The sequence below is a fragment of the Vibrio sp. UCD-FRSSP16_30 genome, from assembly GCF_001676025.1.
Taxonomy (GTDB): domain Bacteria; phylum Pseudomonadota; class Gammaproteobacteria; order Enterobacterales; family Vibrionaceae; genus Vibrio.
Window position 1 is genome coordinate 1 of record NZ_LZFW01000017.1, and the last position, 26,954, is coordinate 26,954.

Sequence of the window (26,954 nt, forward strand, 5' to 3'; positions counted from 1 at the left end):
GTTCGAACTCCCCATCTTCGGTTTTGATCCGCTTGCTGCTCTTTCCGTTACGGCTGTTTTTTGATTTGGATTGTTGGTGTTTTTCGTAGCCAAGATGCTCATCCATTTCAGCATTGAGAGCTGCTTCAACAGTGATCTTTTTGAGCATCTGACTGAATTCGGTTAAATCTTCAGGGCTTTTAATTCCTTTTGCTGCTTCTTTAGCAAAAGCTTCAAGTGCTTTCTTATCCATGTTGCCTTTCCTTAGCCATTACGGCATTAAGTGTAGGCAGTTACACAGAATTTAGGACAGTCTCTAAGTGTTCACTTATGCGTTCGTCTTACACTATACCACTTTCAATGTTCGTATTAGAAAATCTAGCCGTAACTAATCTCTTCAATATACAAATCAACCATCTAATAAATAATTAAATAAGATCGATTACCCCACACTTTTAACAACTATTTAGCATCCCTTTAAAATCTGAACCATAGTTAATCCGAATTTGTAGACATTTTGGCTGCACAAGGAGCAATTGACATGGTAGTAAAATCAAAATGGGTTAAAGCCTGTGTACGTAGTTTAGCTGTCCTAGTTGGGGTCGCGAGTATGAGCACGGCGGTAGCCGCGGATAAAGTATATCGTTTAAAGCTTGCGGAAACTTGGGGTCCCAATTTCCCGATTTTTGGTGACGCGACCAAAAATATGGCGGCAATGGCGGAGAAAATGTCTAACGGACGTTTGCAGATCCGCGTTGATTCATCTAACAAACATAAAGCACCGTTTGGCGTGTTTGATATGGTTAAATCTGGACAATATGATATGGGGCACTCCGCTTCATACTATTGGAAAGGCAAAGTACCCAATACCCTATATTTCACCACAATGCCTTTTGGTATGACTGCCGAAGAGCAGTATGCATGGTTTTACCATGGTGGCGGAATGGAGTTGATGGCTGAAGTGTATGGCCCTCATAACCTAATGTCATTCCCTGGTGGTAACACCGACGTGCAAATGGGTGGTTGGTTTCAAAAAGAAATTAACAGCGTTGAAGATCTACAAGGTCTGAAAATGCGTATCCCGGGTTTTGCTGGGGAAATCCTTGCCAAAGTGGGGGCTAAACCGACCAATATTGCGCCGGGAGAGCTTTATACCGCACTGGAAAGAAAAACCATCGACGCACTAGAGTGGGTAGGTCCTTCATTAGACTTGCGTATGGGCTTTCATAAAATCGCACCTTATTACTATACCGGTTGGCATGAGCCAGCAACTGAGTTGCAGTTCTTAGTGAACAAGCGTGTATGGGAAAAATTACCTGCCGATCTGCAAGAGATCTTACGCGTTTCAATGCGAACTGCCGCTTATGATATGTATATCCAGTCAACTCACGAAAGTGGTAAAAACTGGGCAAGCATCAGAACAGACTATCCAGATGTGCAAGTAAAACAGTTCCCACCTGCGGTAATGAAAGAACTGCGCGCAGTTAATGATAGCCTTCTTGCAGAGCATGCCGCGAAAGACGCAATGGCGAAGAAAATCCAAATGTCACAAGCGCAATACCTAGAGCAAACCCGCTCTTGGAGTGATATTTCAAAACGAGCTTACCTAAACAGTTCAGCTCAATAAGAAGCGTAACCAATAGTGACTCGCAGTGTTAATCAACATTAAAAGGTTAACTGCGAGCACTATAACCAACATTAGTGTTCCAGTTTCAGCAGACAGGGAGGTCAATTGCTGACGATATTAGAAGGGATATTTAATAGAATAAGCAACACACTAGGGCATATCTCTAGTGTGTTGTTTCTGCTTTTAGTGGCAAACGTTGTTTATGACGTGCTGATGCGTTATGTCTTTAACGATGTATCGATTGCCTTTCAGGAAATGGAATGGCACCTATTTTCAGCAGTATTCTTGCTCGGCGTACCCTACGCCATAAAAACCGGTGGTCATGTTCGCGTTGATATTTTTTATGAACGCTTTTCTCCACGAGTGCAGGCCTTAATCGATATTTTTGGCACACTAGTTTGGTTATTACCATTTAGTCTGCTTGTAGCTTGGTATGGTATCGATTTTGCTTATCAGGCCTATGATATGGGAGAAACTTCCGGCGATCCTGGTGGCCTTCCTTATCGATGGATCATTAAAGCTGTGATACCTATTTCATTTTTGTTCATTGCGATAAGTGGCTTAGGGCTATTGTGTAAGTCATTGAATCAATTTCTCAATCCAAACACCCATAATAAGGAAGAAGCATGATAGGGATTATTATGTTTGCGGTCGCTTTATTTGCGCTCCTCCTCGGTTTCCCTGTCGCATTCACCTTTGGCGGCATTGCGTTGATCTTTGGCGTGTGGGCCGAAGGCTGGGATATGTTCGCATTCATGCCTTATCGCATCGAATCGATAATGCAAAATACCGTATTAATGGCTGTTCCTTTGTTTATCTTCATGGGCTTAGTGCTACAAAAAACCCGTTTAGCAGAGCAATTACTTGAAGCAATGGGACGATTATTTGGCGGTATGCGTGGTGGTATTGCGATATCAACGGTATTAGTTGGCGCATTGTTAGCCGCTTCAACTGGTGTGGTGGGCGCATCAGTTGTGGCGATGGGCTTAATCTCTTTACCTGTCATGTTGAAGTATAACTACGACAAAAAATTAGCCTGCGGCACCATTTGTGCCTCGGGCACATTAGGACAAATTATCCCACCTTCGATAGTCTTGATTTTATTGGGTGACGTATTGGGTGTTCCCGTTGGGGATTTATTTCAGGCAGCATTGTGGCCGGGGCTGGTTCTGGTGATTGCCTATGTTTTGTATATTGCAATTTATGCCTACTTCAAACCAGAAGCTGCGCAGGCAATGCCAAAGCTTGATGACCAAAGTCGTAAACAAGAAATCATCACCGCACTTAAAGCCATTATTCCACCATTGGCCCTTATTATCGTAGTGCTTGGTTCTATTTTTGCCGGTGTTGCGACCCCAACCGAATCCGCCGCATTAGGCGGGGCAGGCGCCATCGTATTAGCGCTACTCTATCGCCAGTTTAGTTGGACATTACTGTATGAGTCATCTAAAGAAACCATAAAAGTGACGGCGATGGTATTTGCTATATTGCTTGGCGCAACCGCGTTTTCAATGGCGTTTACCTATACCGGTGGTGACTACATTATTGAAGAGTTGTTGCTGGCACTTCCGGGAGAGAAGTGGGGCTTCTTAATCTTAGTGATGCTGGTTATTTTGTTGCTGGGTTTCTTTATCGATTTTGTCGAAATCTGTTTTATTATCGTGCCGATGATTGCGCCTGTGGCTGAGATGTTAGGCATTGATATGGTGTGGTTTGCCATCTTAGTTGCGATGAATTTGCAGACCTCATTTTTAACCCCTCCGTTTGGATTTAGTTTGTTTTACCTAAAAGGTGTCGCCCCCAAAGAGGTGACGACAAGGGATATTTATTCAGGTGTTATGCCCTTTATCGCTATTCAGATTGTTGTTCTTGCATCTTTATTGCTGTTTCCTGGGATTTACGGCTTGTCGATGTAAGTTAATTTCTTGATATATCGAATTATTTGGCTAGTTACGTTATAATTGAAAGTTAATTACATGAAGTAATAGTAATTCGTACGATTTTGTACATAAAGGAGGTCAAATGACCAAGGGTATTGATAAGTACAGTATAGACAGTACTGACTATCAAATAGGGCAGGATAATGTCCAAAAATGGGGTTTTGATGTGCACAATGCGGTATTCTCCGCCAGTGCCGGTCTAACCATTCTCTTTCTTCTTGCTATGGTGTTTCTTGATGCAGATACTGCAAAGGCAGCACTAGATGGCTTAAAGTGGCAAATCATTGGATCTTTCGATGCCTTGTTCATTTGGGCCGGTAACATTTTTGTTATCTTCTGTTTAGCTCTTATCGTCTCACCTTTCGGTAAAATTCGTTTAGGTGGTAAAGGAGCAAAAGCTGAATACTCAATGATGTCTTGGATTGCAATGTTATTTGCAGCAGGCATGGGTATTGGTTTGATGTTCTGGAGTGTTGCAGAACCGGTTGCGTATTATACTGGTTGGTATGAGACTCCTCTAAACGTTGTTGCAAATACGCCTGAAGCCGCTAAGTTAGCACTTGGTGCGACTATGTATCACTGGGGTCTACACCCTTGGGCAATCTACGCTGTTGTTGCTTTATCTCTATCATTCTTTGCTTATAACAAAGGTTTACCTCTTTCTATTCGTTCTATTTTCTATCCTATTTTAGGTGACAGAACATGGGGTTGGCCTGGGCATATTGTTGATATTCTTGCCGTACTAGCAACGCTATTTGGACTGGCAACATCATTAGGTCTAGGAGCGCAACAAGCTGCAAGTGGTATTAACCATGTCTTTGGGATCACCTCAGGACTAGGCTTGCAAATTGGTGTTATTGCATTTGTTACTTTATTAGCAATCATATCGGTTATTCGCGGAATAGACGGTGGCGTAAAAGTCATTTCAAATATCAACATGATCATTGCGCTTGTGTTGTTACTTTGTGTTGCATTTATCGGCTATCACGTGACCTTTAGCAGCATCTCAACAACCTTCTTGTCTTATGTTGAGAATATCATTCCATTAAGTAACCCACACGGCCGTACTGATGAAGCTTGGTTCCAAGGTTGGACTGTATTCTATTGGGCGTGGTGGATTTCATGGTCCCCATTTGTTGGTATGTTCATCGCTCGTGTTTCAAAAGGACGTACAGTTCGTGAATTCATGGTAGCGGTATTGCTTGTTCCTACAACAGTGACTCTTCTATGGATGTCGACTTTTGGCGGTCTAGCGATTGACCAGGTGATAAATCACGTTGGTATTTTGGGCAGTAAAGGCCTAACTGATGTGTCTTTAGCTATGTTTGAAATGTTTGACGCAATGCCATATGCGAACATGCTATCAATCATTGGTATCGTGCTTGTCATGGTATTCTTTGTAACATCTTCGGATTCTGGTTCACTGGTTATCGACAGCATTACTGCTGGTGGTAAATTGGATGCACCTGTACCTCAACGTGTTTTCTGGGCATTTATGGAAGGTGCTATTGCAGTTGCAATGCTTTGGGTTGGTGGTTCTGAAGCCGTCCAAGCACTTCAAGCCGGCGCTATTTCCACAGCATTACCATTTACCTTTATCCTGCTTGCCATGTGTGTGAGTTTGTTGATGGGTATGGCAACTGAAGAGCGTTAAGCTTTAAGTTAGCCAATAATGACCAACCAAAAGGACCTGTTTTTCAGGTCCTTTTTTGTTGAAATTTTATAATCGATAAGAGGGTATTATGCCTTTAACAACACCTGCACCATTAACTGAAATGACCTTTTTTGAGCGTTTTGAAACAGACATTTTATCGGGTAAGAAAACCATTACTATCCGAGACAGCAGTGAGTGTCACTATGCACCTGACTCTATTGTTGAAGTGTCTACCTTTGAACAAGGTCGACGATTTTGCGCACTGCGGATTACTTCGGTTACACCAATATTGTTTGACGATTTGACCGACTTTCACGCCGAGCAAGAGAATATGACCTTGACTGAATTAAAAGAGGTTATTGCGGATATATACCCAGGGATCAAACAATTGTTTGTGATCAAATATGAATTGGTATAACGAATAGAAAGGGTAAGCTTGTTGTGAAATGAGTTATCTATAAAGGGCTAATCGCCTTTATAGATAACTTAATAATGATACCAATCGTAGTAAATCTCTGACCATTTACTTACTGTGCTTGGTATGACTCGCTCAAAAGTATGATGCGATTAAAGCCATAATGTATCTACTGGATCGTTACCGTCAAAGTGATGAGCTATTTGCGCTTGTAATAGTTCTGCGGTTGCAATCGCATCAACTAATGCGTCATGAGGGGTATAACTCGGTAGGTTATAGCGTTTGCGACTTGCGCCTAGTCGAACAGAGCCGGGCCTATTACCTTTTAAACGATTCATAAAACCTGCTGCAAATTCTTGCTGAACATTCCATTCAATTTGCAAAGTATCGATGACGGGAAATTGTATCCCCTCATTGAGCCGACGCTTTAAGATATTGTCTAAAAATCCACGTTCAATTTGTCGATAATGCACCACACAGACTTTTCCAGCGATTGCCTCAAGGATCTCTGGTAATACCGTCATAAAATCAGGCGCATGCTGCAACTCTGTGTGAGTAATACCATGAATCACAACCGAGTCCGCTTTTAGTGCTTTCTGCGGTTTAATTAGCCATTGCTGACTCTGTCTAAGATAGATTCGATTCAAATCAAACGGCACTAGACCAATTGATATGATCTCATCTTTAGAAGCATCGAGACCGGTAGTTTCAAAATCTAAAGCGAGAAAGGGCGTTTCTTTAAGAGGCGTGGTTTCACTAATCGTCCCTGCCGCATAAAAGCGTTTTAAGTGCCCATGATTACTATTAGCCAGTAGTGAGGCAAAATGTGATTGCCAATCATTTATCGGTAATGTAAATACATCTTTTGGTGTGCTTTTTTTAAACATAGGCTACTTAATCGATGTCCCTTGATAGCGGAATTTCAAGAAGTTCTGTGCATTACTTAATATTTGAAATGCGTCTTTAAGGTTACGACGTTCAAAATCAGAAATGTTCTCAGGCTCGATATTATTGTCGGCCTCACGCTCTTCTTGAATATCAATTGCTTGGTGACGAATACGAACCAGAGAGATAAACTCCAATGCATCTTTTAGATCTTGTGCGCGTCCTCTTGGCAAGATACCTGCATCTAATATGTCATCTAAACGTTCAAAAGAGTTTTGCTGTGTTGAGCCAACGGCTAGCGCGTGCACACGAATTAGATCGGCAAGCGGTGCTGTGCCTCGACGTTTTAGGTTAATCGAATTTTTGTGCTTACCATCTTTTTCCATAACAAAACTTTTGAAAAAGCCAAGAGGTGGAGTGCGGTTTAGCGCATTACGTGCAAGGCAGTACAAAAATTTAGAGTTGTTTTTCACTCTGTCGGTAATGAAACGATTTAATTTCTCCGCCCATTTTAATTGGCCATGAACACCCACTAAGTCAAAAAATATCGAAGCATTCAGTAAAGCTTTCGCATTCGGCTTATCTATCCAATCGGCAAAACACTCTTCCCATTCGGTTTGTGTCATGCGCCACATTGGGTTGGTCGCCATAATGCCGCCAGTACAATACGGATAACCACATTTGTCTAAACCGTCACTGACTTTTTGCGACAAAGTAGCAAAGTACTCATCATGCTTATCTTTATCAAAACTGTTAGATAAAATGATGGCATTGTCTTGGTCTGTGACAATCAATTGCTCATCACGCGCCATTGAGCCTAATGCTAGGAAACAATAAGGCACAGGGGATGGGCCTAATTCTTCTTCTGCCAGTTCTATAATTCGCTGTTTAAAACTCTTACCAATAATGGCCATTGCACTGCCAACCATGTGTGAGTTGGCATCTTCATTGACCATTCTGACAAAGCTATCACTGACTTGCTCTGATAATACGGCAAGATCTTCGATGGTATTTTGCTGGAAGATGGAACTAACTAATAGCAAAGAGTTTTGCGACTCGTAACGTACAATATCACTGGCTTCAATAACCCCGATAGGTTTGTTCTTTTTAACAATCGGTAGATGGTGAACGTTAAAGCGCTGCATGGTGAGCAATGCCTCAGAAACATAGGCGTTACTGTCTAGTGAGATAACTTCCAGAGTCATCACCGATCTTACCGTGTCATCGGGTGAGACACCTTGCGCAATCACTCGGGTACATAAATCACGGTCGGTGAGAATACCGCGTAATCGATCGCTGGTATTGGTTTGTTCATTATCCACCACCAGCAAACATGAGGTGTTTTCGTCATCCATAAGCACAGCCGCTTCTCTAATGGAGGAATCCTCAGAGATGGTTGATGCAGGATGATTGATTAATGAGGTGACTTTTGCTGTGGTAAGTTCATCATTATTGGCGATGGCACTGCGTAATCTTTTACCGTCATCTAAGGCGACAAAATCAGCAAAGGAGTCGTAGTTGTCATACAGAGTTTGAAAACTATCGGCAGGAATACAATAAAGAAGGCAGTCTTCAATCGCGGTTGCGGGAAACATGACTTTACCGTTACTCAATAAGGCCATTTGCCCAAAAACAGACCCTTCATCAAGGCGGTTAAATAGAGAACCATTACGTCTTGATATTTCCACAACGCCACTGCGCACCACAAAGAAATCTGAAATCGCTTCCCCATGACTGACGACGACTTCGCCTTTGCGAATGTAAGAGATCTCAGTTTCTAGTGCAATATGACTGAGCACATCGTCAGGTAACTCTTCAAACGGCGGGTATTGCGCGAGAAACTGTTTTATCTCAAGTAATTCAACTTCCATGATCTGCCTTAATGTGTGTATTTTTTGCTTTTTCAATCATAAAACGAAAACCTGAATATCCATAGTTTAGATTGACTAAAAACGTTTAGTTTGATGAAAAATAACAATATATCCATAAGACCCAGCAACTGATGGACTATGATTAATAGAGAATCGTTGATGACTGTTAGTAGGTTATGGAGTAATAATTTATGGTTAGATATTCATTAATAACATTACTCAGTATAGGGTGTCTTTTCACAACTGACATACTGGCTGAGGGCTCCGATTTTACAGAGGCTGATTCTGAAGAAGCTGCTTCTAAAGCCAGCAACGCCAAAGTGGCAAGCATCCCTGTCAATTATGATTACATTAGTTTGGCGATCGGCGGAGGAAAGCTAAATTCAGATTTGCTGGAAGGGCGCGATGGCGTCACCGTCAGTGATATTAATGCTCGCTGGTTAATCCAAGACTGGTGGATCAGTAATTTGCAATACAAGGCTCGCTTTACCCACTTTGGCGATGAAAATGACCGCGCGGACTACATTACCTTTTCTGTTGCAAGACGTTTCGCCATTATGCAAAAAGGTGATTTTTATACTGGCGCAAAACTGGGTGGGGTAAAGGTCAAACTTCGAGATCAAAATGGTTCGACAGTTGAGTCTGAAAAAGGCTTTCTGCTTGGCGCGTTTGCGGGCGTAAATTATCGTCTGACGGATGCAATTCAAGGCAATATGGTACTTGAATATCTAGATTACGATATTACCCATGAGGCATCGTTTGAGATATCAGCAGATTACTATTTTACAGAGCACTTTTCTTTAGGCGCTTATGGACGCACCATTTGGAATAATCACAGTACCTTAGATCAAGGTGGGGCTGTGGTTAAGTACGCTTTCTAATAAATAGAAAAGGGCTTGTATGAACAAGCCCTTTTTGAATGCTAACTATTTAAAGCTCTATCAATTCAATCTCAATGAATTAAAGAACGGCAGCGATGCCTTTACACAAAGGCAGCATGTTCGTTTTAGTCATGCCTGCAACGCTGATACGGCCAGAGCCCACAATGTAAATTGCAAATTCATCTTTAAGACGTGTAACTTGTTCTTTGGTTAAACCAGAGAAAGAGAACATGCCATTTTGACCTTCAATGAAGCTAAAGTCGCGATCCACGCCTTGCGCTTTTAGTGTCTCAACAAACAGAGTACGCATTTCTTGAATACGGTCACGCATCTCTTTTACTTCTGCTTCCCACTCTTGGCGAAGTTCAGCATTGTTTAAGATGTACGTCACTACTGCCGCGCCATGTGCTGGTGGGTTAGAGTAGATTGAACGGATAATGCCTTTTACTTGAGAAAACGCTGTTTGTGCAACTTCTTCACTGGCCGCTACTAGGGTAAATGCACCCACACGCTCGTTGTACAAACCAAAGTTTTTCGAGAATGAGCTCGCCACAAGAATTTCACTGTTTTGCTCAGCAAATGCACGCAAGCCTGCCGCATCCTCTTCAACGCCTTTAGCAAAGCCTTGATAAGCAAAATCAAACAGTGGGATAAGTTTTTTGTCAGCGGCAAGTTTTGCCAGTGTTTGCCACTCTTCAGCTGTAGGATCAATACCGGTTGGGTTATGACAGCAGCCGTGGAAAAGCACAACGTCGCCTTCAGATGCTTGAGCAAGGTCGGCTAGCATAGCGTCAAAGTCTTTTGCTTTGGTTTCTGCGTTGTAGTAGCGATACTCAGCAATTTCGATGCCCGCTGCGCTAAATACACCTTTGTGGTTTGCCCAAGTTGGGTTACTCACCCAAATTTTAGCACTTCCCAAATGACGCTTAATAAACTCACCAGCAACACGTAGAGCACCGGTACCACCTGGCGCTTGTGCTGTTTTAGCAAGCTTATTAGAAACGATAGTACTTGTTTCGCCAAAGAGTAGTTTTTGTACTGCTAGACCGTATTCAGCTGTACCTTCGATAGTCAGGTAAGACTTAGTGGTTTCAGTATCTAGGATTGCTTGCTCTGCTTTCTTTACAGTGGCAAGAACAGGGGTAGTACCTTGTTCATTTTTGTAAATACCTACACCAAGGTTAATCTTTGTATCGCGAGAGTCTTTTTTAAACTCTTCAGTTAAACCAAGGATAGGATCGGCAGGAGCTGCGACTACTTTTTCAAACATGAGAATCGTCCGTGTTAAATAGAATTAATGGAAAGTGACAATACTCTTTTATACCTGTAGAAAAACGTCAAAACAACAGATTTGTGATTAATTTGAAGCGGTATCGTTTATCTGCTGTTTGATATCAAGTTTTTTTGAAATTTATGCATTAAAAACCGCAAACAAATCATACAGAGCAACTTAAACAGGAGAAGGTTAAGTATTCAGGCAGAGAAATCCACCTTGTCTAAGCCTTATGTACCGAAACAATTGGCGAAGATGGGATTGACCTTCTGATTTGTACAGGGTGACAAGTTCAAATAGTAATGTGAATAAGCATACAGAACTCATCGCAACACCTGAGTTCAACTGTATGCATACACAGTTGAATTTGTGTTTTAAAATTTGCGATAAAAGTGAGCATAAGATCACCTATTTTTGCTCAATACAAACCATAAAATATGATAAGCTATTGAAATAAAAGAACTTAGAGAATGTTGTCGAGACATCATATATTATGACGCTCATTTTTGTGAGCTTAAATTAATAAAATTGGTTTAGAACTATACATTTTTTTTTAATAAACAGTTGTTTGGAATAGTATGGTGACCACTTAGTTGAATTTAAGCTGGCACATTATCGAGCTGCTACATAATAAGTTGTTATGTGCTAACAGGAAATATAAGAAAGCTATGAGAAACAAATTTGAAGTAACAGGCTTATTTTATCAGCAAGGTGACTTTAAGTGTCGAAAGTACCTCGACATAAAAAGAGTCGACTCTTTGCAGGCTTTGCCTGATGTTATGGTGGTAATGATGAACCCTGGTTCTTCATATCCACTAGATAGTATTGATAACAACATGGTTGCTTCGCCAGCAGTACCAGACAAGACTCAAGATCAAATAATGAAAATCATGGATAATTTAAATTTTGATTATGCTCGTATATTGAATTTATCTGATCTTAGAACACCTAAATCCAATGAATTATATAAGTTCATTAAATCATCACAATCAGAGACTTTTCCTCACTCAATTTTTGACGGAAAACGTAAAGAAGAACTTAAATCCCTATTTGTTCAAGGTGTACCTGTCATTTACGGATGGGGCGTTAATAAAGCTCTTGAACCATTGGCAAAGTTGGCAATCGAAGCGATCAACTGCTCTGACCCAGTAGGTTTGAAAAAAGCGGAAACTCTGCATTCTTACTATCATCCGTTACCTCAAGTATATAAAGACCAAGTTGAATGGGTAAAAGTTGTGACGGAACAGTTGAATCGCAAATAACAAAACCATTTAAGATTGATTCGCAACGCTTGGCAGTTTCGCTTCGCTCAAGTATAGCTTAGCGTCGCTTACACCTTCATGCGGCGCTATGGTTCTTCAAATAGGGAGCGATTTATGCGCTCCCTTGCTTGGTGGCCTTGTTGCGTATTTGTCATTAAAGTATGTACTTATTATAAGGTTATCTATGCTGTCATACTATGAGCGCAATATTGACTATCTTGAATTAGAACTTAAGTCAATCCCGACTAAAGGAAATGTTCGTTTTCAATTAAATAAACACATCATTCCTCATTTAAAGAAAGCTGCAGATGAAAAGACAGCAGTATTTTCGACAAAGAATAACACTGCCTCTCTACATGTCCATTCTGTCGATGTAGACGATGTGAATGAAATCGCTGTTATTCTTTTCCATTACACAGACACGAACCTCACCGATCCAGCATTTAAGAATATGACATCTGGTTCTGTTCGCATTGCAGGAAAGTCAAAGGGGGAAGGAATTGCTGTTTCAGCTCATCTAGTTGTAGATCTGAAACACTTTAAAGGGCAGCGAGCATCGGTTCACTTAGCTTTACTAGAGGTTGTTCCAGGCATAAGCAAATCACTAGTTGAACGTGCTTTAACTAGCTTGTTTAACAAAATAATTAGTCGCCCTGAATGGACGTTTAAACCTAGCGGCGAAGAGAAAAGTAAGTTATGTCGCCCTTGTTTTTGCTTGAATAACTTAGCTTCAGAGAGCTTAACGGAAGGGTTGAAAACTCGCCGCCTGACAGGTGTCACACTTGTTAATAAGAAAAGTGAGGATGACTTTGATGAAGATGACCTCATTACTAAGGAAACTCAAGTCAGTTATGCAATTGGTGCTAACATGAAAGAAGAGGCTGCAGAGCAGCTTCTTTATCGACTTTCTAGAAAGGCGAAAGACAAAGGGTATTCAACCCTAAAAGTACAGTACGATGATGAAAATCGTGGTATCAGAACGGGTAAGTTTGACTCGTTAGAAGAAGACGTGATTAAACGAGCAGCAGGTGTATTTAGTAAACGTAGTAAAGTTTTTACCGAAAACCAAATTCATCAATGTCAGGAAAGTCAGCACAGCCAACTAGTCAGGAAAATTAAATCCTTAATATGTAAAGAGTGTGGGGTGGAATATGTTGAAAGCAACAGCGAAGAAGTTACTGAAGCCACTTTACTATCTCAGAATTAAGCATGAGCAAAAGCTATTTATAGACATATATATGCCACTAATAGTGGCTGCATTATTCTTATTTTTGCTTTCTCGTGCTCCTGTTGAAATCGCTTTTGTAGGCAAAAGCGGTTTAGTGCAACTGGTTAACGGTTTGCTTCAAATCCTAGTTGGATTTTTTGTTGCATCTTTAGCGGCAGTAGCAACTTTTCAGCGTCCCGGTATGGATGAAGTAATGAGAGGTAAGGCTCCAACTTTGAACGGAAAAGATGTTACCCGTAGGCAGTATCTTTGTTATATGTTTGGTTATTTAGCATTCATGAGTATTGCTGTTTATTTTGGTAGTGGTGTTCTTGAGTTAACAATGAAAATCTGGAAAGGCACCTTTGGTGACTATTTTACACAAGTAAAACTGATAGCTATTTTTATCTACTGTACATTGGTTAGTAATATTATATTTACAACATTACTTGCTTTGCATTTCCTTACTGACCGTATAGTTAGAGACAATGATGTTGAGCCTCACGAGGAACCAGCACCATAACAAACGACTATGGCGTCAATAACTAAATTTTAACGTTGTTTTCATCCCACATAGTATTATCTGTCAGCATAGAATTTAAGACCAGCACCATTTTTTTGACGTATGCAATGATTGCGACTTTCTTAGGCTTACCATAGGCTAATAGCCGTAGGTAAGTGGCCTTTAAAAAAGGATGTTTACAATCCCAACGCATACCTCTCATGTTTGCAACAAAGGTATGAACATTTCGCCTTGATTCGCTTTTGGTTGATGAGCCAAGTGTGAGGTGAGAGCATCAACATAATGAACCATCATAGCCTAAATATCTTTTAGCTGGGGGGAATGATGCTTTCAGACAATGAGAGCATGGCCTCACAAAGCTTTCAGGCATAAAAAAGCGTACACACTATTTACACAGTATGTACGCTCTTAATATTCATTTACGGGCTATTTTTCTACTTTAATTAGAAGTTAGCGCTACGTGGTGTACGTGGGAATGGAATTACGTCACGAACGTTACCCATGCCTGTTACGTAAGACACTAGACGTTCAAAACCAAGACCAAAGCCTGCGTGTGGCACAGTGCCGTAACGGCGAAGGTCACGATACCAGCTCATGTGCTCAGGTTCGATACCCATTGCAATCATGCGCTCGTCAAGAATGTCTAAACGCTCTTCACGTTGTGCGCCGCCGATGATTTCGCCAATGCCCGGAGCTAGAACATCCATAGCAGCAACGGTTTTACCGTCGTCGTTTAGGCGCATGTAGAATGCTTTAATGTCTTTCGGGTAGTTCTTAACGATAACCGGTGCTTTGAAGTGCTCTTCTGCAAGGTAGCGTTCGTGCTCAGAAGACATATCAATGCCCCATTCAACATCGAACTCAAACTTACGGCCAGAGTCTTGAAGAATCTTAATTGCATCGGTGTAATCAACTTGCGCGAAATCGGCATCAACAAACTGCTCAAGACGAGAGATTGCTTGCTTATCAATACGCTGAGCAAAGAACTCAAGATCGTCACGACGCTCTTCAAGAACCGCTTTAAACACGTATTTAAGCATGTCTTCTGCCAGTTTTGCTGCGTCATCAAGATCAGCAAATGCAATTTCAGGTTCAACCATCCAGAACTCAGCAAGGTGACGACTGGTGTTTGAGTTTTCAGCGCGGAAAGTCGGGCCGAAAGTGTACACTTTGCTTAATGCACAAGCATAAGCTTCTGCGTTTAGCTGACCAGATACTGTAAGGAAAGTCTCTTTACCAAAGAAGTCTTCGTTAAAGTCTACTTTACCTTGCTCAGTGCGGGGTAGGTTTTCAAGATCCAACGTAGATACGCGGAACATCTCACCAGCACCTTCTGCATCAGAAGCGGTGATTAACGGAGCTGATGTCCAGAAGAAACCTTGCTCATGGTAAAAACGGTGAATTGCTTGAGACAAGCAGTTACGCACGCGAGCAACCGCGCCAATCACGTTAGTACGTGGACGAAGGTGGGCAACTTCACGAAGGTATTCAATTGAGTGACGAGTCTTAGCCATAGGGTAAGTGTCTGCGTCTTCAACCCAACCCACTACGTTGACAGCGGTAGCGGCTAGTTCAAAATCCTGACCTTTTGCCGGAGATTCAACGATAGTACCCGTTACTTCAACAGAACAACCTGTTGTCAGCTTAAGGACTTCTTCGTCGTAATTATGCAAATTATTTGGGACCACGGCCTGAATCGGGTCGAAACAAGAGCCGTCATAGATGGCGAGAAAAGAGATTCCAGCTTTGGAATCGCGACGTGAACGGATCCACCCACGAACAGTGACTTCACTGTTTACTGCTAGTTTTCCGTTTAGTACGTCTGTTACAGGCGCGTAAGTCATTTGGTATAACTCTCCAATAGATGCTATTGAGAAATAGAAAAGAAATAGAACCTACCAGTTTACCCGCCAATAAAATTGCATCAAGTATTGAGTGCCGATTTATCTAGAATTTTTTTTAAGCGCTGTTTATTCGACCAAAATGAGACAGCTGCCTTTGCACTGCGTCAATAATTTGTGCAGTAACGCCCCAAATAAAATGCTGACGATAAGGAATAGCAAAGACTTTATGCGTGACAGTCTTTAACTCAAAATGAAAATGAAACAAATTAGCCGAAGAAAAAAGAAATTGTGCGGGGACTTCAAACACCTCTGCCACTTCGTTTGGGTCTATCTTTGATTGGTAATTCGCATCAATCATGGCAATAAACGGCGTGACGGCAAATCGGCTGATAGTGGGAATGGCAGGCAAAGCGCCGATAATGTTGATCATCGAAGGTTCGATGCCCACTTCTTCATGGGTTTCACGAATGGCGGTAAGACTTAATTGCTCATCGCTTTGTTCAAATTTGCCACCGGGGAAACTCACCTGACCGGGGTGGTGCTTTAAATGAGCGGCTCGCTTTGTCAAAACAACATATAGAGAATTGTTGCGCTCGACCAAACCAATTAACACCGCGGCAGGGCGCAATTGGCTTTGATCAATAAAGCCTAATCGTTGCAAGCTCAGAGAGTCATAGTCAAAAGGCTCAACAGCAGTAAACGCGAGTATAAATTCGTTTTTGGTCATGCAGTCCTCTAATGTGAGCCGATGGATTTAAGTCATTCTAATACTGGCAGAATTTTACCAAGTTTGTGCAAGGTTTCTTCATACTCTAACTGACACTCACTGTCAGCCACCAAGCCACCACCGGCCCATGCGTATATTTTCTGATCCTCAGTAATTAACGTTCGGATAGTAATACTGGTGTCCATATTTTGGCAGCGGCTAATGTAACCAATGCTACCGCAATAGACACTGCGGCGATGGGGTTCTAACTCTTCAATGATTTGCATGGCGCGAACTTTTGGCGCTCCGGTAATAGAACCACCGGGAAAACACGCTCTTAAAAGATCGTACACGTCATGACGGGCATCAAGCTCACCCGTTACCGTGCTCACTAAGTGATGGACTGCGGGAAAGCTTTCAATTTCAAATAAATACGGCACTTTTACTGTGCCTGGGGTAGACACTCGACCAATATCGTTACGCAGAAGATCAACGATCATCAGGTTTTCTGCCTGATCTTTTTGCGCATCTTTTAAATCATCAATTTGCTGTTGATCGAGGATAGGGTCTTTAAAGCGAGGGCGCGTACCTTTAATCGGTTTTGTTTCTACTTGCTGGTCATGACAAAGCAAGAATCGCTCTGGCGATACACTCAAAATAGTGTGTTGAGGCAGTCTAATAAAAGCGGAAAAAGGCGCTTGGTTGGCGTTCTCAAGGGTTTGATAAGCTTGCCATTCACTGCCTTGATATTGAGCACTAAAACGTTGCGCCAAATTGATTTGATAGCAATCACCGGATAACAAATAATCTTGCACCGTTTCAAAGCGAGTTTGGTACTCGTCTTGGGTCATGTTAGCTTGCCATTGGCTCCTTAACTGAAATGGCGAGCTTGCTTGTTTAGAGGCGTGCTGGTCATTGATAGTCAGAGAAGTAGGCAGTGCTGCAAGGTTTTCTCCCACCCAATAGGCGCATTTTAGCTGATGATCCACAATTAAGGCTTTATCGTACAAGCCTACCGCCATATCAGGGGCCGTTAAATCATGCTCGGCAATGCTATCGATGTTTTCAATACAGCGACCTAAATCATAAGCAAAGTAGCCAAGCCATCCGCCAATAAAGGGCAGTTGTTGTGGGTTCTTGGCATCAGCAAGATGTTGGCGTTGAAGTGTCCGCAGTAGCTCAAAGGGATCGTCTGAGTTTTTAGTTACCGTGTCACCGATTGTGATTTCATTGATATTGCCGAACGTTTCGACAGTCAAAATAGGGTTAGCAACCACTATGTCATATCGGCTATTAGGATGGTCATTGGAAGCTGACCGAAGTAACATGGCGTAAGGGCGCTGTTCGAGTTGTTCAAATAGCTCTATGGCAAGATTTTTTCGGTAGCTAAGCGCTAAGGTTTTAATATTTAAATCAGACATCTATCAAATTGCTTGAAATGTGACAACACCATAAAGGTGAGTGTGGTTTGATAATCATCGCAAGGGTATCATACATTTATGTTAAGTTCAGAGCGTGTGTAAACTCTTTGGCTTATACGCAATATGAAATGGAATTAGACTGACTACAAGGAGCTCGACGAATGACTGTAATTCGTAAGCAAGATCTAATCAGCAGCGTGGCTGATGCACTTCAATATATCTCTTATTATCACCCGCTTGATTTTGTTCAAGCATTGGAAAAAGCTTATCACGCTGAGCAAAGTACTGCCGCCAAGGATGCGATTGCGCAGATACTTATTAACTCCCGTTTATCTGCCGAAGGGCGTCGACCAATCTGCCAAGATACCGGCATTGTTACCTGTTTTGTGAATATCGGTATGAAAGTTCAGTGGGAGGACACCGACGTTACCGTACAAGAAATGGTAGACGAAGGGGTGAGACAAGCCTACACCAATCCAGATAACCCGCTGCGAGCGTCAATTTTATTAGATCCTGCGGGTAAACGAATCAACACAAAAGATAACACGCCCGCGGTTGTGCACATCAACATGGTGCCGGGTGATAAAGTCGATATTCAAATTGCGGCTAAAGGCGGCGGCTCTGAAAACAAAACCAAAATGGCCATGCTTAACCCATCTGATGATATCGGTGAGTGGGTTGAAAAAACATTGCCGACGATGGGCGCAGGATGGTGTCCACCGGGAATGATAGGGCTTGGTATTGGCGGTACGGCTGAGAAAGCGGCGGTATTGGCAAAAGAATCCTTAATGGATCCGGTTGATATTCATGAATTAATGGAGCGCGGCGCACAGACCACCGAAGAAAAAATGCGCTTGGACATCTTTGAACGTGCCAACCGCACCGGTATTGGCGCGCAAGGTCTAGGCGGTTTAACGACCGTTGTTGATGTGAAAATAAAAAGTGCGCCAACGCATGCGGCGTCAAAGCCGGTGTGCATGATTCCAAACTGCGCGGCCACGCGTCACGTACACTTCACTTTAGACGGTTCTGGGCCGGCTAAATTAGTGCCGCCAAAGCTTGAAGATTGGCCAGAGATCACTTGGGAGGCTGGCGCTAAAGCTCGCCGTGTTAATCTTGATTCTGTCACACAGCAAGAAATTGAAACCTGGAAAACAGGAGAAACTTTACTACTCTCAGGTAAAATGCTCACCGGTCGCGATGCTGCGCATAAACGCATTCAGCAGTTGCTTGAAAGCGGCGAGGGCTTACCTGAAGGCGTTGATTTTAATGGTAAGTTTATTTATTACGTTGGGCCTGTCGATGCGGTGGGTGATGAAGCGGTTGGGCCTGCAGGGCCGACAACATCAACGCGCATGGATAAGTTCACCGATATGATGCTATCAAAGACTGGTATCGCAGGCATGATAGGTAAGGCGGAGCGCGGCGCGCAAACCGTTGAGTTGATTAAACAAAATAAAGCCGTTTATTTAATGGCGGTAGGCGGCGCGGCTTATCTAGTATCAAAAGCAATCAAGAGCGCTAAAGTGATTGCCTTTGAAGAACTGGGAATGGAAGCGATTTACGAGTTTGATGTCGAAGATATGCCGGTAACGGTGGCGGTCGATTCAAATGGCGTGAATGCTCACCAAACTGGGCCGGATATTTGGAAAGTAAAAATAGCTGAAATGGAATAGCTATTTGTCTTAAGCTTAAAGTGCAGTTGTTGTGTGAATGACTAGTGATGGAGTATCAGAGCTAGGTGAAACCAAAGATTGCGCTTTTTGCCGAAAATTCAGCGAGATAGCTGATACAATTAACCGTGACTATATTTAACAGGGGATGTTATGCCACGCTTTGTACAAATTCTTCAAATGATTGTTGCTATCGTTATTGGTGGCTTTCTTTGCTATGACCTAATTCTTAACGGAATTGCTATCTTCCACGAGAAATACATCACTATAACGATTGTACTGACGTTACTTCTCGAACTGTCTCTATTTGTTATCTATAAACTCATCGCCGATGATTAAATCTTGTTAATGTTGCGCTCTAACGCTGGATATTTGGAGATTAATTCAATATCTTGAAGCTAGGAGCGTGATATGAACAAAATAACAAACGAAGCAAAACAACTACTTAATAGAGGGCTGGATGCACACCTAAGAATTGGTGTCACCGGCCTTTCTCGTGCGGGTAAAACCGCCTTTATCACCTCATTTGTCGACCAATTACTGCATACTTCGACCCATGATAATTTACCGCTACTTGCGGCCAGTCGTGACGCAAGGTTACTTGGCGCAAGACGTGTCCCGCAAAAAAACTTACTGACTCCTAGATTTAATCTTGATGGCTCTTATGAGTCGTTACGCGCGTCACCACCGCAGTGGCCAACACCGACGCGTGACGTTAGTGAAATTCGTATCGCAATTAAATATAAACCAAATAACAGAGCACGAAAGTTGCTCAGTCGTACCGCCACTTTGTATCTCGATTTAGTGGATTACCCGGGGGAATGGCTACTTGATCTTCCAATGCTGGAGATGGACTTTACTACTTGGTCGCAGCAGCAACTTAAACGTCTCAAGCAAATTGATTTATCCGAAGTTAAAGCTTGGATTGAGCGCGCTGCCACGTTGGATTTAGCGTCTGAGCACGATGATAAGCTGATTAATCAAGTGGCAACGGAGTTTACTCAACTATTACTGAGCTTAAAATCTCAAGGCTATCAGCTCATTCAACCGGGCCGTTTTGTACTCCCCGGTGAGCTTGCCGATGCTCCGGTAGTGTTGTTTTTCCCTTATGTGACAGAAGAAAAAGTGGCAAAGGGTAGCGCAGTTAATTTATTGGTGAAGCGCTATAAAGAATACCAATCTCAAGTGATAAAGCCTTTTTATCGTCATTATTTCTCATCGTTTGACCGCCAAATTTTGCTGGTGGATGTTCTGACACCTCTAAATCAAGGTGAACATGCTTTTTGTGATATGCAGGTTGCCTTAACTGAAATAATGAAAAGCTTTAGTTACGGAAAAAATGGTTTGATGCGCCGTTTGTTTGCGCCGCGTACAGATAAACTATTATTTGCCGCCACTAAAGCCGATCACATTACCCCTGATCAACACGTCAATTTAAGCTTGTTGTTGCGCCATTTAGTTCAGCCTATATGGCAACACGTCTCGTTTGAAAGTGTTGCTATGGAATGCATGCCTTTTGCTTCGATTCAATCCACGGATATGGGCTATGTTGAGCAAAAATCAGGTTCTACTCCGGTGATCCATGGCACCACATTAGAGGGGGAGTCGGTGACGCTATACCCCGGTGAAGTTCCTGCAACCTTACCTAAAGCCGATTTTTGGCAAAAACAAGGTTTTGATTTTTCAAGCTTTAGACCTAAAAACTATGTAGAGGCGAACCCATTACCACACCTTGGTATGGATAAGATCATGCAGTTTTTATTCGGCGATAAGTTGAGGTAGCACTGTGAGCGAATATAAACAAAAACAGGTTTTTACGGACACGTCTAATTCATCGACGGTTAATGATGACAAAGCGCAGCAATCTGAGTCTGCTCACTATTATGAGCAAGAGTCTGAACTAGGCGCAAAACAAACATTTTCCGAGCATCAGTTCGTTAAAGCCGAGCTATTAGTGACTACTGAGCAACAACCGATTGAAGAAAAAGTGCAGACCTTGTTTAACAAAAAGAAGGTGCCTTTAAAGTGGAAATTGCTATTTGCTACTTTAGGCTCTCTGAGTTTATGGCAGTTAGTTGATTCTTTTATCACTTCGTTTCAATCACTTGATTATTTGTCGCTGGCATGGACTGCGCTAGTCTGTGGCGGCGCAATCATCGGTGCGGGAGCTTTGCTTCGCGAACTGATAAAAATGCGCCGTCTGCGCCGTCAAGGGGACGTGCAAGTGCAAGCCCAACAAATATACGATGATAACGGCTATGGCAATGCGAAACGTTTTTGTGAGGGGTTGTCGCACTCTTTGGCATCAAAAGGCGTTGAAAATATCGGTTTATCTAAGTGGTCACAGCATTGTACTGACAATCACTCAGACAGAGACACCCTCGACCTTTATCAAGGCTACGTGTTATCGCCCATTGATCAAAAAGTTAATAGAGCCATTGCCAAATATTCCTCGGAAGCGGCTGTGATGGTATCGGTGAGTCCATTGGCGGCCGCTGATATGTTGCTGGTGGCTTGGCGCAACATTTCACTGATCAATCGCATCGCCAAAGAATACGGTGTTGAGTTGGGTTACTGGTCGCGTATTCAGTTATTGAGATTAACCTTAATTAATATGGCAGCAGCCGGTGGCACCGAATTAGCACTCGACGCAGGGATGGATCTTGTATCGATGGACTTAACTGCCAAACTTTCAAGTCGCGCAGCGCAAGGGGTTGGGATCGGGCTTTTAACCGCTCGATTGGGCATTAAAGCGGTGCAGTTGATGAGACCGATTCCATTTTCTGAGGGAAATCAACTGAGGCTAAAAGATGTTAGAGATCAAATTTTCCTCTCTGTTAAACATCGTTTACAAAATTCTGAGCGCTCAGAGTAGCGCTAAGCCCTTATATAGCCTGATATTGCTTGACTGAGGCACTCTTCTGCTAGACACTCTTGTAAACATTAATGAACACTAGAGAGTCGGACGTGCGTTTAGAAGTATTGTGTGAAGATCGTTTAGGTTTAACTCGTGAATTATTAGATATCCTGACCTCGCAACAGATTAATTTACGAGGCATTGAACTTGATCCTAAAGGCATCATTTATCTAAATTGCCCTGAACTCGACTTTGATTCCTTTAGTGCATTAATGGCTCAGATTAGACGTATTGAAGGTGTGTCTGATGTTAGGCGAATTCAGTTTATGCCTAGTGAAAGAAAGAATACTGAACTGACTGCCGTGCTTGATAATTTATCAGAAGCGCTGTTGTCGGTCTGTCCAAATGGACAAATCAATATGGCAAACCAAAAGGCAAAGCAGCTTTTCCATAGTAATGACGAATCACTGCTTGGCAGTTCTATTATGCAACTTTTGCCTAAATTTGCTTACCAAACATGGCTTGAAGAGTCAGGCGAGCGAGAAAAGCATACGCTAGTGATTAATGGTATTGATTACCAAATGGAAGTCATACCGGTGCATTTACAGCAAAACAGTGACACTTTGGTTCATGCCAGTACGGTTTTTCAGCTAAGACAATCTGGCAGTAACGCCGGATGTGCTGAATCGGTGGCCGATCATGATCCGTTAGGCTTTGAGCATTTTGTTGGTATTTCCAATAGACATAAAGCGTTAATCACCCAAGCCAAGAAATTATCTATGCTTGAGCAACCTTTGCTTATTGAAGGCGATACAGGGACAGGTAAAGAAATGTTAGCTCGCGCTTGTCACGCTCGTTCGCATCGTGCCCACAACCCCTTTATTGTATTAAGTTGTGCATCGATGCCTGATGATGTGGCAGAAACTGAACTGTTTGGTCATGCAGAAAGTGCTTTTAAACAAGGTAAGCCCCATAAAGGCATTTTTGAAAATGCTGATGGCGGCACGGTTTTTCTAGATGAAATTGGTGAAATGTCGCCTCATCTGCAAAGCAAGTTACTGCGGTTTTTACAAGACGGCACTTTTAGACGTGTTGGTGAAGATAAAGAAGTCAGTGTTGATGTTAGAGTTATTGCCTCAACCAAGCACACATTAGAACAATTGATAGAGTTGGGTACATTTCGTCAGGATCTTTATTTTAGGCTCAATGTATTGAACTTAAAAATCCCACCATTGCGAGAGCGCACAACCGATATTGCGCCACTGCTTGATATGTTGTTATTAAAACACAGTACGCAATTAGCTCTAGAAAAACCCACTTGCTCAGCAACCTTAATGGATGCACTAATTAGCTATACATGGCCGGGTAATATTCGTGAGTTGGATAATGCCGCTTTACGTGCTCTGACTGAATTAGAAGGAAATGAGCTTTCTACTCAGCATTTTCATCTGCCAACGCTAGACAGTTTACACAGTACCGATGCAAAAATTGATATGGACGGGTCTCTTGACCAAATAATGAAGCGTCACGAGTCTCAGATTTTAGATAAGTTATATCAAGCATTCCCATCAAGCAGGAAACTGGCAAAACGATTGAATGTTTCTCATACCTCGATTGCGAACAAGCTTCGTGATTATGAAATTGGTAAAAAATAGGGTAGAGATGTTTTTTAGTTTTAAACCCACCATAATTAAAAAAAGTGGTTCATCAAATGAGCCGACTATCCGCTCGGTGACTCGCGCTGATGCGCAGTTACTATCGGACTATTTTGTACGAAACAAAGCTTTTTTAGCTCCGTGGGATCCATTGCGAGATAATAGTTTCTACACAGAATCTGGCTGGAAGTATAAAATCACGCGCCTAGAGGAGCTTGAAAAGCTCAGGCAAGGTTTGTATTTACTGATTCTTGATGCAAGTGAGAGTAAAGTTCTTGGTGTGATTACCTTTAGCAATATTGTCGGTAATCCATGTTATACCTGCAATTTAGGGTATTCTCTTGATGAGAGTGAGCAAGGCAATGGTCTGATGCATTACAGCTTAGATCTTGCGTGTCAGTATTTATTTTCCACGTTCAATATGCACCGAATTCAGGCCGCTTTTCTTCCTCATAATGAACGAAGCGCCAATGTGTTATATAAGCTTGGCTTTGAAAAAGAAGGCTTAGCGAAAGATTACCTATTAATTGCAGGCCGTTGGCAAGACCATGTGCTGACGTCACTGACAAATAAAGATTGGAAAGAAGTATGCAAAGACTAAATCAACAACTTGATATGTTGAAAGAGATCGACCAATTAAAAAATGTATTAAGACGTACCAGAGTCAAAAGCGCACAGGGCCGTTTAGAAAACAGCGCAGAGCACAGTTGGCATGTCGCGACAATGGCACTGTTAACTCAAGAGCATGCCAATAGTCAGGTTGATATCAGTCGCGTGCTAAAAATGTTACTTTTGCATGACATTGTGGAAATTGATGCAGGCGATACGTTTGTTTACGATGCGGTTGCATCCAAAGAGCAGCAGCAAAACGAACTGCTCGCTGCCGATAGACTGTTTAGTTTTTTGCCTGACGATCAAAGGCTAGAGCTGCGCAGTTTGTGGGATGAGTTTGAAGCCGCAACGTCTGATGACGCCAAGTTCGCTAAAGCATTAGATCGTTTTATCCCGATGTTTTTGAACTATCATAATCAAGGTCAAAGCTGGGTTGAGCATCAAGTTAAGCGCAGCCAAGTAATCGCAGTGAACAGTCGCATTCAACAGGGGTCAGAAACCCTTTGGCAGAAAGCGCTGCAAATCATAAACGAAGCTGTCGAAAACGGCTGGTTAAAAGACGAGTAATATGGACTATATATCTTTAGATGACTATTCACGTAAGTGGATCTTTACCCACCAATCAATGCCAATTCCAGAGCAGGATTTAGCTGCGATTCAGCCTATGAGCCAAGCTAAAAGTGCGCAATTCTGGAAAGACAATGTCAGCAAGCAAAGCCCAGATGCCGAGCGCATGAGCAGCCAAGACTGGCCAACCACAGATGCAAACTGGCCCAACTCAGTAAATTGGATGAGCCGATGGGAGTCGGATAACGAAGAGCTGCCAACGGAAATCACCGAACACATTGATTGGCAAGATGATGTCACCATCTATTTTTGCTACGAAAAATACAATGTAGTACAAACAACTTGGGCTACATTCAAAAAACATTGGAAGAACTTCTTATTCTTCGATGATGGCCCAATCCTACTCGGCCGTCGCCGTAAACAAGCCTTGTGGTTTAACACTGACGGGCAAGTTAAATTAGGTAACCGTCCTTAGTTTAGAATCATTTGAATTGATTTTCGGAGATTCAAATTGAAACGGGCAGTAAGCTAACAATTAGCTTACTGCCCGTTTTTTATGCTGAGCTTATAGACTACAGCTTGCTCTAATTTTGGCAGTTAATGTATAAAACCTCGGTTACTGTGTTTTTATACAGTGCTTTGTGGTTTGAGTACATTGACGCTAAAACATCACATACTTATGTTACCGATGGTTGGCTAAATGCAGTGCTAAAACAGTGATGTATACTGCTCATATCCCATTTCAGCTAACTTCTCTTTAGGTATGAATTTTAAAGAAGCGGAGTTAATACAATATCTTAAACCGGTTGGTTCAGGGCCGTCTTCAAATACATGTCCTAAATGGGAGTCACCAAAGCGACTTCTTAGTTCTATGCGAGTGTAAAACAGAGACTTGTCTTTGTGCTCGGTAATAAACTGCTCGTCTATTGGTTTGGTAAAGCTTGGCCAACCTGTACCAGAGCGGTATTTATCGGTTGAGCTAAACAGTGGCTCTCCGGAGACAATATCGACATAAATACCTTGTTTCTTATTATCCCAATATTGGTTTTTGAATGGTCTTTCAGTCCCTTCTTCTTGGGTGACGTAATACTGAAGCTCAGTCAGTTGTTTCTTTATCTGCGCATCACTGGGTTTGTTGTATTGCTGAGTGCTAGAAGATTGAGTTTGCGCAGATGAAGCATCAATCATTGAAATTAAGGTGACGCCATTGGTTTCTCTGTCTTCACCAAAAATTGCATCTAGATAATCATCTCGGCCTGACGCATTGCGATAGTATTTATATCGGATTGGGTTTTTCTTGTAATAATCTTGGTGATAATTTTCCGCATCCCAAAATGTGTTGTATTGAATCAGCTCAGTTTTTAAAGGCTTTTTAAATACACCTAATGCATCAACGTCTTTAATAAATTTTGAGGCAATATCGTATTGCTGCTGATTGTGATAAAAGACAGCAGGGCGGTAATGGCGACCTCGGTCAACAAACGATCCTTGATCATCGGTGGGATCCATATGACGAAACAGTTGATCAAGCACTTGTCGGTAACTGACTTTATCAGCGTCAAACGTGAGCTGAATAGCTTCGATATGGTCAGTTTTTCCTGATGATACTTGCTTATAGGTTGGGTTTTTCTGTGTGCCACCGGCATAACCCGACACGACATTGATTACGCCAGGTAATTTTTCTAAGTCAGATTCTGTACACCAAAAGCATCCACCAGCCAGAGTTGCGGTTTCAATGTTGCTGGCTGTGTCCATTGTTTGCGGTGATTTATTGTCTTTTGCTAAAGAGGATGCAGATACCATCCAAATAAAGGGGGAAGCAATCACAATCGCTAAAAGTGCGCTATACAGTCGTTTCATACAAAACCTCGTAGTCCTTACCAGAGTTGTCTTCCTATTAGAAAGTCTCAGCACCAAAAAAATTTCATGGCAATAAAATTATTATTAATTTTAGGATATACGAAGGGAAGAGAGGATAGGGTGAGATTACGAACGTTATTTGAGCAAAATCATGTGCATTATCGGAACAACTCTTTGTAATATGGATTTGTGGCATGGATGCCACGATGAAGCCATCAAGGATGATTTCACGGCGTCTTGTG

The 26,954-nt window shown here is 42.2% G+C and carries 25 protein-coding genes and 1 pseudogene; 17 read left to right on the top strand and 9 right to left on the bottom strand.

Annotated elements, in window-relative coordinates:
- Positions 1–232 (bottom strand): transposase (locus tag A9260_RS09150; RefSeq protein WP_197485273.1); only part of this gene is annotated, 232 nt, incomplete at its 3' end.
- 288 nt (positions 233–520) lie between these two features.
- Here A9260_RS09150 and A9260_RS09155 point away from each other — a divergent pair.
- The 5 genes from A9260_RS09155 (at position 521) to yqfB (ending at position 5,618) form a co-directional block, all read left to right on the top strand.
- Positions 521–1,606 carry a TRAP transporter substrate-binding protein gene (locus A9260_RS09155; protein ID WP_068698289.1) on the top strand — a complete coding sequence of 362 codons (1,086 nt, stop codon included), beginning with the start codon at positions 521–523 and terminating at the stop codon, positions 1,604–1,606.
- Between the two features lie 105 nt (positions 1,607–1,711).
- Positions 1,712–2,236, top strand: coding sequence for a TRAP transporter small permease subunit (locus A9260_RS09160; RefSeq protein ID WP_068698291.1), 525 nt, complete (start codon positions 1,712–1,714; stop codon positions 2,234–2,236).
- Positions 2,233–3,522 (top strand): TRAP transporter large permease, encoded by a 1,290-nt coding sequence (locus tag A9260_RS09165; RefSeq protein WP_068698293.1) that lies wholly within the window; start codon positions 2,233–2,235, stop codon positions 3,520–3,522. The genes A9260_RS09160 and A9260_RS09165 overlap by 4 nt, the downstream gene beginning before the upstream one ends.
- Before the next feature lie 106 nt (positions 3,523–3,628).
- Entirely contained in the window at positions 3,629–5,200 is a 1,572-nt protein-coding gene (locus A9260_RS09170; protein ID WP_068698295.1) for a BCCT family transporter, read from the top strand.
- A 121-nt stretch (positions 5,201–5,321) separates the two neighbouring features.
- A complete protein-coding gene (yqfB, locus tag A9260_RS09175) occupies positions 5,322–5,618 on the top strand; it encodes a N(4)-acetylcytidine aminohydrolase (RefSeq protein WP_068698358.1) in 297 nt (98 codons plus the stop codon).
- A 149-nt stretch (positions 5,619–5,767) separates the two neighbouring features.
- On the opposite strand, the gene A9260_RS09180 is transcribed toward yqfB, so the two are convergent.
- Together A9260_RS09180 and A9260_RS09185 are read right to left on the bottom strand one after the other, a co-directional pair.
- On the bottom strand, positions 5,768–6,502 hold the full coding sequence (locus A9260_RS09180; protein WP_068698297.1) for a 3'-5' exonuclease: 735 nt from the start codon (positions 6,500–6,502) through the stop codon (positions 5,768–5,770).
- A gap of 3 nt (positions 6,503–6,505) precedes the next feature.
- Positions 6,506–8,371, bottom strand: a complete 1,866-nt coding sequence (locus A9260_RS09185; protein WP_068698299.1) for a putative nucleotidyltransferase substrate binding domain-containing protein — start codon at positions 8,369–8,371, stop codon at positions 6,506–6,508.
- Positions 8,372–8,562: 191 nt separating this feature from the next.
- Here A9260_RS09185 and A9260_RS09190 point away from each other — a divergent pair, with 191 nt between their 5' ends.
- Positions 8,563–9,252, top strand: coding sequence for a hypothetical protein (locus A9260_RS09190; RefSeq protein ID WP_082957103.1), 690 nt, complete (start codon positions 8,563–8,565; stop codon positions 9,250–9,252).
- Positions 9,253–9,331: 79 nt separating this feature from the next.
- Here A9260_RS09190 and A9260_RS09195 read toward each other — a convergent pair whose 3' ends face one another.
- Positions 9,332–10,522 (bottom strand): amino acid aminotransferase, encoded by a 1,191-nt coding sequence (locus A9260_RS09195; RefSeq protein ID WP_068698301.1) that lies wholly within the window; start codon positions 10,520–10,522, stop codon positions 9,332–9,334.
- Positions 10,523–11,193: 671 nt separating this feature from the next.
- Between A9260_RS09195 and A9260_RS09200 the strand changes: the two genes are divergently transcribed.
- The 3 genes from A9260_RS09200 to A9260_RS09210 all read left to right on the top strand — a co-directional run bounded on the left by A9260_RS09200 (position 11,194) and on the right by A9260_RS09210 (position 13,517).
- Positions 11,194–11,787, top strand: coding sequence for a DUF1643 domain-containing protein (locus A9260_RS09200; RefSeq protein ID WP_068698303.1), 594 nt, complete (start codon positions 11,194–11,196; stop codon positions 11,785–11,787).
- Between the two features lie 184 nt (positions 11,788–11,971).
- A complete protein-coding gene (locus A9260_RS09205) occupies positions 11,972–12,994 on the top strand; it encodes a hypothetical protein (RefSeq protein WP_068698305.1) in 1,023 nt (340 codons plus the stop codon).
- Positions 12,995–13,034: 40 nt separating this feature from the next.
- Positions 13,035–13,517, top strand: coding sequence for a hypothetical protein (locus A9260_RS09210; protein WP_068698360.1), 483 nt, complete (start codon positions 13,035–13,037; stop codon positions 13,515–13,517).
- Between the two features lie 22 nt (positions 13,518–13,539).
- Here the strand turns inward: A9260_RS09210 and A9260_RS17135 are convergent.
- The 4 genes and pseudogenes from A9260_RS17135 to pabB all read right to left on the bottom strand — a co-directional run.
- Positions 13,540–13,692, bottom strand: a pseudogene (locus tag A9260_RS17135) (IS110 family transposase); the annotation flags it as partial.
- Between the two features lie 268 nt (positions 13,693–13,960).
- A complete protein-coding gene (gene asnS / locus A9260_RS09220; protein WP_068698309.1) occupies positions 13,961–15,361 on the bottom strand; it encodes an asparagine--tRNA ligase in 1,401 nt (466 codons plus the stop codon).
- 115 nt (positions 15,362–15,476) lie between these two features.
- A complete protein-coding gene (locus A9260_RS09225) occupies positions 15,477–16,088 on the bottom strand; it encodes a CoA pyrophosphatase (protein ID WP_068698311.1) in 612 nt (203 codons plus the stop codon).
- Positions 16,089–16,120: 32 nt separating this feature from the next.
- The gene (gene pabB / locus A9260_RS09230; protein ID WP_068698313.1) at positions 16,121–17,488 is read right to left on the bottom strand and encodes an aminodeoxychorismate synthase component I; all 1,368 of its coding nucleotides are present in this window, start codon (positions 17,486–17,488) and stop codon (positions 16,121–16,123) included.
- A gap of 161 nt (positions 17,489–17,649) precedes the next feature.
- On the opposite strand from pabB, the gene A9260_RS09235 reads away from it, so the two are divergent.
- The 8 genes from A9260_RS09235 to A9260_RS09270 all read left to right on the top strand — a co-directional run bounded on the left by A9260_RS09235 (position 17,650) and on the right by A9260_RS09270 (position 25,327).
- Positions 17,650–19,164, top strand: coding sequence for a fumarate hydratase (locus A9260_RS09235; RefSeq protein WP_068698315.1), 1,515 nt, complete (start codon positions 17,650–17,652; stop codon positions 19,162–19,164).
- A gap of 150 nt (positions 19,165–19,314) precedes the next feature.
- Positions 19,315–19,500, top strand: a complete 186-nt coding sequence (locus A9260_RS09240; RefSeq protein WP_068698318.1) for a hypothetical protein — start codon at positions 19,315–19,317, stop codon at positions 19,498–19,500.
- Positions 19,501–19,572: 72 nt separating this feature from the next.
- A complete protein-coding gene (locus A9260_RS09245; protein ID WP_068698319.1) occupies positions 19,573–20,943 on the top strand; it encodes a YcjX family protein in 1,371 nt (456 codons plus the stop codon).
- A 4-nt stretch (positions 20,944–20,947) separates the two neighbouring features.
- Positions 20,948–22,036 (top strand): YcjF family protein, encoded by a 1,089-nt coding sequence (locus A9260_RS09250; RefSeq protein ID WP_068698321.1) that lies wholly within the window; start codon positions 20,948–20,950, stop codon positions 22,034–22,036.
- A gap of 92 nt (positions 22,037–22,128) precedes the next feature.
- On the top strand, positions 22,129–23,673 hold the full coding sequence (tyrR, locus tag A9260_RS09255) for a transcriptional regulator TyrR (RefSeq protein ID WP_068698323.1): 1,545 nt from the start codon (positions 22,129–22,131) through the stop codon (positions 23,671–23,673).
- A gap of 7 nt (positions 23,674–23,680) precedes the next feature.
- Positions 23,681–24,274, top strand: coding sequence for a ribosomal protein S5-alanine N-acetyltransferase (rimJ, locus tag A9260_RS09260; RefSeq protein ID WP_068698325.1), 594 nt, complete (start codon positions 23,681–23,683; stop codon positions 24,272–24,274).
- Entirely contained in the window at positions 24,262–24,852 is a 591-nt protein-coding gene (locus tag A9260_RS09265; protein WP_068698327.1) for an HD domain-containing protein, read from the top strand. The genes rimJ and A9260_RS09265 overlap by 13 nt, the downstream gene beginning before the upstream one ends.
- A 1-nt stretch (position 24,853) precedes the next feature.
- Positions 24,854–25,327, top strand: a complete 474-nt coding sequence (locus A9260_RS09270) for a DUF2947 domain-containing protein (RefSeq protein WP_068698329.1) — start codon at positions 24,854–24,856, stop codon at positions 25,325–25,327.
- Between the two features lie 233 nt (positions 25,328–25,560).
- Here the strand turns inward: A9260_RS09270 and msrB are convergent, their stop codons facing one another.
- Positions 25,561–26,712 carry a peptide-methionine (R)-S-oxide reductase MsrB gene (gene msrB / locus A9260_RS09275; protein ID WP_068698331.1) on the bottom strand — a complete coding sequence of 384 codons (1,152 nt, stop codon included), beginning with the start codon at positions 26,710–26,712 and terminating at the stop codon, positions 25,561–25,563.
- Between the last annotated feature and the right edge of the window lie 242 nt (positions 26,713–26,954).